The organism is uncultured Roseovarius sp. (assembly GCF_913054395.1).
In the GTDB taxonomy this organism is placed as follows: Bacteria; Pseudomonadota; Alphaproteobacteria; order Rhodobacterales; family Rhodobacteraceae; genus Roseovarius.
The window spans coordinates 1-7,779 of sequence record NZ_CAJXIP010000146.1 but is presented as its reverse complement, the minus strand read 5'-3'; the positions used below and the strand labels follow the sequence as shown (position 1 = coordinate 7,779).

General features: G+C 63.8%; 7 protein-coding genes and 1 tRNA gene. 4 read left to right on the top strand and 4 right to left on the bottom strand.

The annotated features are described in order from the left end of the window. The first annotated feature begins 2 nt into the window (after positions 1-2). Positions 3-1,793, top strand: a complete 1,791-nt coding sequence (locus QZ522_RS15865) for a copper-translocating P-type ATPase (protein WP_294613742.1) — start codon at positions 3-5, stop codon at positions 1,791-1,793. Next, complete coding sequence (cueR, locus tag QZ522_RS15860) at positions 1,790-2,176, top strand: Cu(I)-responsive transcriptional regulator (RefSeq protein WP_294613740.1); 387 nt, start codon at positions 1,790-1,792, stop codon at positions 2,174-2,176. Before QZ522_RS15865 ends, cueR begins: the two co-directional genes overlap by 4 nt. Positions 2,177-2,179: 3 nt before the next feature. Here the strand turns inward: cueR and ggt are convergent, their stop codons facing one another. The 3 genes from ggt to QZ522_RS15845 all read right to left on the bottom strand — a co-directional run bounded on the left by ggt (position 2,180) and on the right by QZ522_RS15845 (position 6,150). Then, positions 2,180-3,967 (bottom strand): gamma-glutamyltransferase, encoded by a 1,788-nt coding sequence (gene ggt / locus QZ522_RS15855; RefSeq protein WP_294613738.1) that lies wholly within the window; start codon positions 3,965-3,967, stop codon positions 2,180-2,182. 17 nt (positions 3,968-3,984) lie between these two features. Beyond that, positions 3,985-5,100 (bottom strand): class I SAM-dependent RNA methyltransferase, encoded by a 1,116-nt coding sequence (locus QZ522_RS15850; RefSeq protein WP_294613737.1) that lies wholly within the window; start codon positions 5,098-5,100, stop codon positions 3,985-3,987. A gap of 63 nt (positions 5,101-5,163) precedes the next feature. After that, the gene (locus QZ522_RS15845) at positions 5,164-6,150 is read right to left on the bottom strand and encodes a D-glycerate dehydrogenase (protein ID WP_294613735.1); all 987 of its coding nucleotides are present in this window, start codon (positions 6,148-6,150) and stop codon (positions 5,164-5,166) included. A gap of 112 nt (positions 6,151-6,262) precedes the next feature. Between QZ522_RS15845 and QZ522_RS15840 the strand changes: the two genes are divergently transcribed. Then, positions 6,263-6,757 carry an SH3 domain-containing protein gene (locus tag QZ522_RS15840; protein ID WP_294613733.1) on the top strand — a complete coding sequence of 165 codons (495 nt, stop codon included), beginning with the start codon at positions 6,263-6,265 and terminating at the stop codon, positions 6,755-6,757. A 142-nt stretch (positions 6,758-6,899) separates the two neighbouring features. After that, a tRNA-Gln gene (locus QZ522_RS15835) sits at positions 6,900-6,974 on the top strand. A gap of 270 nt (positions 6,975-7,244) precedes the next feature. Here QZ522_RS15835 and QZ522_RS15830 read toward each other — a convergent pair. After that, the gene (locus QZ522_RS15830; RefSeq protein WP_294613731.1) at positions 7,245-7,556 is read right to left on the bottom strand and encodes a hypothetical protein; all 312 of its coding nucleotides are present in this window, start codon (positions 7,554-7,556) and stop codon (positions 7,245-7,247) included. Positions 7,557-7,779 lie beyond the last annotated feature (223 nt).

Here is a 7,779-nt window from a genome sequence, read left to right as displayed (position 1 = left end):
TTCTGAAAGCTGCGCCGGAAATGAACAGCCTTGTCGCGCTTGGTGCCTCGGCGGCCTGGGCCTATTCCACGGTCGCGCTTCTGGCGCCCGGCGTTTTGCCCGAAGGCACCCGTGCGGTCTATTTCGAGGCCGCCGCCGTGATCGTCACCCTGATCCTGCTTGGCCGCTGGCTTGAGGCGCGCGCCAAGGGGCGCACCGGCGCGGCGATCCAGAAACTGATCGGGCTTCAGCCCGAAACCGCGCGGGTCGAGCGCAAGGGCAAGACCACCGAGCTTCCGCTTGATCAGGTCGCCGTCGGCGATCTCATCCACCTGCGCCCCGGTGATCGCGTCGCACTTGATGGCGAGGTGATCGAGGGCAGCTCTTATGTCGATGAGGCGATGATCACCGGCGAGGCCGACCCGGTCGCCAAATCCACCGGCGACATGCTTGTCGGCGGTACGATCAACGGCGCGGGCGCGCTTAGTTATCGCGCCACGGCGGTCGGCAGCGACACGGTATTGGCACGCATTATCGAGATGGTCGAACAGGCACAGGGCGCGAAACTTCCAGTGCAGGCATTGGCCGACAAGGTCGTGCGGGTCTTCGTGCCCGTGGTAATAGCCGTGGCCCTTGCCTCGGTGGCGGTCTGGCTTGCGGTCGGGCCGGTGCCGGTACTGACCCATGCACTTGTGGCCGGGGTGTCGGTGCTGATCATCGCCTGCCCCTGCGCCATGGGCCTGGCGACGCCGACCTCTATCATGGTGGGCACCGGGCGCGCCGCGGAAATCGGCGTGCTGTTTCGCAAGGGCGAGGCGCTGCAACGGCTTGACGAGGTGCGCGCCGTCGCCTTCGACAAGACCGGCACGCTGACCATCGGCAAGCCCGGCGTCACGTTGATTGAAACCGCCACGGGCGCGGATCCCGACGACATCCTGCGCCTTGCCGCCGCCGCCCAGGGCAAGTCCGAGCATCCGATCGCCCGCGCAACCGAGGACGAGGCCGCACGCCGGGGCCTTGACCTGCCGCAGGTAAGCGCGTTCGACGCCATTCCCGGTCATGGTATCTCCGCGCAGGTCGAGGGCCATGACCTCTTGATCGGGGCACATCGCCTGATGCAGCGCGAGGGGATTGCCACCAGGACGCTTGATCACGCCGCCAAGACCCTGGCCGATAAGGGCCAGAGCGCAATATTCATCGCCGTTGATGGCCAGCTTGCCGCCGTTCTGGGCATTGCCGACGCTCTTAAACCCTCCAGCCGCGCGGTGATCGACGCATTGCACGCCAAGGGCGTCAAGGTGGCGATGATCACCGGCGACAGCCAGACCACCGCCGAGGCCATCGCCCGCGATCTTGGCATTGACCATGTCGAAGCCGAGGTTCTGCCCGAGGGCAAGGTGCATGCGCTGACCGCCCTGCGCGAGCGGTTCGGCACGCTGGCCTTTGTCGGCGACGGGATCAACGATGCCCCTGCCCTTGCCCATGCCGATATCGGCATTGCCGTCGGCACCGGCACCGATGTGGCCATCGAGGCGGCAGATGTGGTGCTGATGTCGGGCGATCTTGCGGGCGTGCTCAACGCGCTTGATATGTCGCGCCGCACCCTGCGCAACATCCGCCAGAACCTGTTCTGGGCCTTCGCCTATAATGTCGCCCTCATTCCGGTGGCGGCGGGTGTGCTTTATCCGCTGACCGGTCTGATGCTCTCGCCAATGCTGGCCGCAGGGGCGATGGCGCTCAGCTCGGTCTTCGTGCTCTCGAACGCGCTGCGCCTGCGCCGGGTCGCGCCCGCGATGAAAGGAGGTTCTGCATGAATATCTCGGAGGTCGCCAAACGCACCGGATTGCCGCCCAAGACCATCCGCTATTACGAGGATATCGGTCTTGTCCGCCCGGCGCGCGACACCAACGGGTACCGTGCCTTTCAAGAGACGGATGTGCACAAGCTTGCCTTTCTCGGGCGCGCCCGCAACCTTGGGTTTTCGATTGAGGATTGCCGCACCCTTCTAGCGCTTTACGAGGATCAGGACCGCAGCAGCGCCGATGTGAAACATCTCGCGCAGGATCATCTTGCCCATATAGAAGAGAAGATCGCTCAGCTTCAATCCATGCAGGCCACGCTGCGCCATCTGGTACGCGAATGCGCCGGGGATAGCCGCCCGGATTGCCCGATCCTGCGGGATCTTGCGCAGGACTAGCGGTTACTCGCCATACGCCAGCCCCTCGCGGCGCGGATCGGCCCCGCCGCGCAACCCCTCGCCCACCTCGATCGCATGCAACCCCGAGGTAAGATCGCGCAGGTTCACCTCGTACCCCAGGGCGGCAAGCGGTTCTGCCAGGGCCTCGGCGGATGTGCCCGCCTCGATGTCATAGGCGCCGAAGCGGTTCACCAGATGCGGCAGGCTTATGGCGGCCTGCACGTCCATTCCCCAATCGGCCCAGGCAATGATCGTCTTGGCCACATAACCGATGATCCGGCTGCCCCCCGGACTTCCGATGATCAGGACCGGCTTGCCATCCCTGCGCAGGATTGTCGGCGCCATGGAGGAGCGCGGCCGCTTGCCCGGCTCAACCCGGTTGGCGATGGGCCGCCCGTTGTCGTGGCTGGCAAAGGAAAAATCCGTCAGCTCGTTGTTAAGCAGAAACCCACCCACCATCAGCCGCGACCCAAAGCCGTTCTCAATCGTCGTGGTCATCGACAGGGCATTGCCGAAACGGTCATAGATCGAGATATGCGAGGTCGAGGGAAGCTCGATCGCGCGGTCATCGCCCCAGTTGAGCGCATGATCGAATTCGGGGCTGCCGGGGCTCACCTCGGGCAGGGCATCATCGCCGCCAAGCAGCCTGGCGCGTTCGGCAAGATAGTCGCCGGCCAGCAACCCCTTGACCGGCACCGGCACGAAATCGCTATCGGCCAGATAACGGCCCCGGTCGGCAAACGCCAGGCGGCTGGCATCGCCGATAAGCCGCCAGGCCTCGGGGCTATCCGCGCCAAGCGCCGCCAGGTCGACCCCTTCCAGCAGGCCCAGAATCTGCCCCACGGCCACCGCGCCCGACGACGGCGGCCCCATGCCGCAAACCTCATAGGCGCGGTAAGGGGCACAGGTCGCGGCGCGTTCCTTGACCCGGTAGATCGCAAGATCAAGCGGGGCAAGCACGCCCGAATTGCGGCCCGACCTCTGGACACGCTCTGTGATATCCTGTGCCATTTCACCGGTGTAAAACGCCCGCGCGCCCCGCGTCGCCAAAAGGCGCAACGTCCCGGCATACTCCGGGTTGCGCAGGATATCCCCCGCCGCAAGCGGCACACCGTCCGGCAGGAAATAGTCGCGCGTATCGGCAAAGCGCGACAGGCGCGCGGCGTCGCCCGCGATCAGGGCGGCTAGGCGCGGGCTGACGGCGAAACCGTCTTCGGCCAAAGTGATCGCCTCGTCAAAAAGCCCCGCCCAATCGGCGCGCCCCCAGCGGGCGTGCGCCTCGGCCATCAGGGCCGGTGTGCCCGGCGTGCCGACCGAGCGCCCGCCGACAACCGCGTCAAAGAACTTGAGCGGCTGGCCCTCGGCATCCTGAAACAGGCGCGGCGTGGCCGCCAGCGGTGCGGTTTCGCGGCCATCAAGCGTGGTGATTCCCCCGGTCGCCCCGTCATGCCAGACCAGAAACGCGCCGCCCCCAAGGCCAGAGCTTTGCGGCTCGACCAGCCCAAGCACCGCCTGTACCGCGACCATGGCGTCGGCGGCGGTGCCGCCCTGCGCAAGCACCCGCGCCCCGGCCTCGACCGCATGCGGGTTGGCGGCGGCAATCATCCAGTCTTGTGCCGCAACCGGTTGCCCCGCCTCTTTCAGGGCGCGCGCCGGGGCCAGACGTTGCGATGTCTCGATACCTCCGGCGCCAGAGGTTTCGGGCGCGACCGCATCGGCGGCCTGTTGCGCCTGCCCCGGCCCCAAGGCCCAGATCAGAAGCATCCCTGTTACCAGTATTTTCAAGCGCATGATCCCCCCTTTCCGGTCTAGCGAAGCACCCCCGTGCGGTGCAAAGTAATCTTGAGCCCACCATGCGCCACCGATGCGCCACCCGGCAAGAACGGCAGGTCGGTCGCACGCGCAAGGCCGCCGTCGCTTGTCACGATGCCGACACGCCAGCCGCGAAACTGTGTGCGCAGCACCTCGCCCAGGGCGCCGTAAAGCCCGAACAGCAGCTTGCGATTGCCAATCCGCGCACCATAGGGCGGGTTCACCATCACAAGGCCGCGCGGCCCCTCGGGGGGCAAAAGCGCGCTGATCGGCTGACAGGTGAACTCTGTGATGTGATCGACCCCGGCGCGCGCCGCATTGGCCGTGGCCATGCGCACCGCACCCGCATCGCGATCAAACCCATAAAAGCGCAACGGCGTTTCGCGCGCAGGCGCCGCCGTGCGCATCGCCTCCCACGCGCTTGCGTCATATCCGGCCATATCCTGAAACGCGAAATGGCGCGCGCGCCCCGGCAAAAGCCCAAGTGCGATTTCGGCGGCTTCGATCGGAAAGGTGCCGGACCCGCACATCGGGTCGACAATCGGTTCGGACCCGTCATATCCGCATTCGCGCAGGAACAGGGAGGCCAGCGTTTCGCGCATCGGCGCCTTGCCGACCGCCTCTTTATAGCCGCGCCGATGCAACGGCTCGCCCGAGGTATCAAGGCTGAAGGTCACGAGATCATCCTCGATCCGCGCCATAAGGCGCAGAGGCGCTGCATCGTCAAGCGGCGCGCCAAGGGTCTCGGATATGGCGCGCTTGATACGCTCGCCCGCGGCACCGGCGTGATAAATCTTCGACTTGCGACAGGTCACATCGACCCTCAGCGGCACATCCGGGCGCAAAAACGCTGCCCAGTCGAATTTCCGCGACCGCTTGTCAAGCTGCGCAAGATGAAAGGCACGAAACGATCCGATCCGGGCCAGAACCCGCCCCGCGCCGCGCAATTCAAGATTGGCGCGCTGCACATCCGCCCAGCCGCCCATAAAGCTAAGACCGCCGGGATGCTGCGTCGTCGGGCCAAAGCCCTTTTCAGCGGCCTCTTCGGCCAATGTGGTCTCGAGTCCGGGCGGGGCGGCGAGAAAAATCTCGAAGGGCTGGGTTGTGCTCATCGCACCCTCATAGGGCCTTTCACGGCAATATGCGAGCAGTCACAACAACCGCTGCGCACGCGCTTACAGCATCGCCGGAACGACAAGATCGGGCGGGCGGTGGCCGTCATCAAACGTCTTGATATTGACCAGAACCTTTTCCCCCATTTCGATCCGCCCTTCGAGCGTGGCAGAGCCCATATGCGGCAACAGGACCACGTTCTTGAGCTGGCGCAGGCGCGGGTTGATCTCGGCGCCATGCTCGTAGACATCAAGCCCCGCACCGGCAATCTCGCCCGCGCGCAACATCCGCGTCAGGGCGTTTTCGTCGATCACCTCGCCACGGCTGGTGTTCACGATCACCGCGTCGGATTTCATAAGCTTGAGGCGCCGCGCGTTCATCAGATGAAAGGTCGAAGGCGTATGCGGACAGTTCACGCTTATCACGTCCATGCGCGCAACCATCTGATCAAGGCTTTCCCAGTAGGTCGCGCCAAGATCCTCTTCGATCTCGGGGCGCAGACGGCGGCGGTTGTGGTAATGGATCTGCATGCCAAAGGCCGCCGCGCGCCGCGCCACTGCCTGACCGATCCGCCCCATGCCAAGGATGCCTAGGCGGCGCCCGGAAACACGGCCACCAAGCAGGGCATTGGGCGACCAGCCCTCCCATTCGCCGGCCTGCATCCGCGCCAGCCCCTCGGGCAACCGGCGGGTCACGACGAGGATGAGCGCAAGCGTCATGTCCGCCGTGTCATCCGCCGAGACACCGGGCGTGTTTGACACCAGAATACCGTGCTGGCGCGCCGTATGGACGTCGATGTGATCCACGCCCGCGCCGTAGTTCGCAATCAGCCTGAGACCGTCCCCGGCCTGCGCGATCACGCCGGCGTCGATCTTGTCGCTCAACGTGGGCACCAGAACATCGGCCTCTTTCACGGCCTTGATCAAATCGGCCCGCGTCATCGGCTCGTCCCTGTCAGGCAGTTTCAGGTCGAAAAGTTCGCTCATCCGTTTTTCAACAGGCTCTGGCAAGCGTCGCGTTACGACAACACTCAGGCGTTTAGATGGCATCAAGACCCTCCTTGTGCTTTGCAATTCAAGCGCGTTGCTGCCAGAGTGACGCAGGAACGGACGGGGCACAAGAACCCCGTGCATATTGTCGGGCATAAATCGGATAACGATCATGAAATCAGGTATTGCCGCCGTCACGGCGCTGGTGCTTTCGCTGCCAATGGCGCTCGGCGCGCAAGAGCGCGGGCCCGTCACTAACCTGCCGCTTCCGCGGTTCGTGTCGATGAAGGCGAGCGAGGGCAATGTGCGGCGCGGCCCAAGCCTGACGCATCGGATCGACTGGGTGTTCAAGCGCCGCGACATGCCGCTTGAAATCACCGCCGAGCATGGCCACTGGCGCCGCGTGCGCGACCGGGACGGCGCCGGGGGCTGGGTGCATTACACACTTTTGTCGGGCGTGCGCACGGCGATTGTCGAACAGGAGATGCTTGATATTCTCACCAAGCCAGAGCCCGGCGCGATGGTCGCCGCACAGCTTGAAACCGGCGTGATTGCGCGACTCGAGGAATGCGCGGTGGACTGGTGCGAGATTTCCGCCGCCGGATATGACGGCTGGGCGCCCAAATCCGCGCTCTGGGGCGTTGGCGCCGACGAGGTATTTGAATAGGAACCATCCGGTTTCGGCCTGCGCTTCAGGTTGTTTATAAAATAAAATCAATGACCTACTCGACAATTCGCAGATCAGGGCATTTTTTTTGCCTTCGGCTCTTGAACCGCACCAAGGTCCAGAGTAATTACCGCGACACGATTGGGGTGTGGCCTAGCGGTAGGGCAACTGTTTTTGGTACAGGAGATCGTAGGTTCGAATCCTACCACCCCAGCCATCGTCTTCCGAACCTTGAACCTATGAGCCGCGCGGACCACATCCGTCCGGAAAGTGCCCCGATTAATGCCCCAGCTTTGGGGTGGAACGAATAGGGTGTTGCGTCGCTGTAGAGAGGCGTTGTCGCCCTAGTCCGGGTTCTCGTCGGCCTTCTTATCTTTGCTACTACGTGCTCGTCTGGCACCGCCACTGAGAGCAACCACTCCCCGTATGAAGATCAGAATCAGCACCCACTTGAGACCTTTACCGATAAACCAGAAAAGACCTTGCATCACTGCTCCTTGTCGCGTTTCCAGGGTTTACGGATCGCTGATGTGATGCCAGAGGCTACCCCGCCCGCAACTTGAGAAGCTGTCTTTCCTGCCGTCGTGGCTGCGCGTGAGGCCGACTTGATTCCAGAGCCAACACCGCTCGCTACCTGCGACGCTGCCGTTCCAACAGAGGCAACCGTCCGCGACACTGAGAACCGCATTTCCTCGTTGAACACCTTTTCGATGCGCTCAATCGCCATTTCCTCTCGCTCGTCGATTCTGCCATCCGCTTCCATGACTCCACGAAGGAACGCGAGGATGTCGGCAAGCATCCTGTCCGCCCTGCAATCAGGGTTGTCGCGCGCGAAAGCACCCAGTGCGGCAGCGGCTGTTTTGATGTGATAATCGCCATGTTTCGCGGTTACAAAATCGAGACCCCGCTCAACGAATGGCTCGGAATACCCCCACGTCCGAACGAAGTATTTCTTGATTGCGGCAAGTGTCCGTCGTCATATAAAATGGAACATCAGAGCGGCTTGAGCATTGGAGGCTCTG

What these genes read in the sequence shown, in the direction of transcription:
- QZ522_RS15845 (WP_294613735.1), bottom strand. Translation starts at nt 6,150, where the DNA reads ATGCCATCTAAACGCCTGAGTGTTGTCGTAACGCGACGCTTGCCAGAG.
- ggt (WP_294613738.1), bottom strand. Translation starts at nt 3,967, where the DNA reads ATGCGCTTGAAAATACTGGTAACAGGGATGCTTCTGATCTGGGCCTTG.
- QZ522_RS15840 (WP_294613733.1), top strand. Translation starts at nt 6,263, where the DNA reads ATGAAATCAGGTATTGCCGCCGTCACGGCGCTGGTGCTTTCGCTGCCA.
- QZ522_RS15830 (WP_294613731.1), bottom strand. Translation starts at nt 7,556, where the DNA reads ATGCTTGCCGACATCCTCGCGTTCCTTCGTGGAGTCATGGAAGCGGAT.
- QZ522_RS15850 (WP_294613737.1), bottom strand. Translation starts at nt 5,100, where the DNA reads ATGAGCACAACCCAGCCCTTCGAGATTTTTCTCGCCGCCCCGCCCGGA.
- cueR (WP_294613740.1), top strand. Translation starts at nt 1,790, where the DNA reads ATGAATATCTCGGAGGTCGCCAAACGCACCGGATTGCCGCCCAAGACC.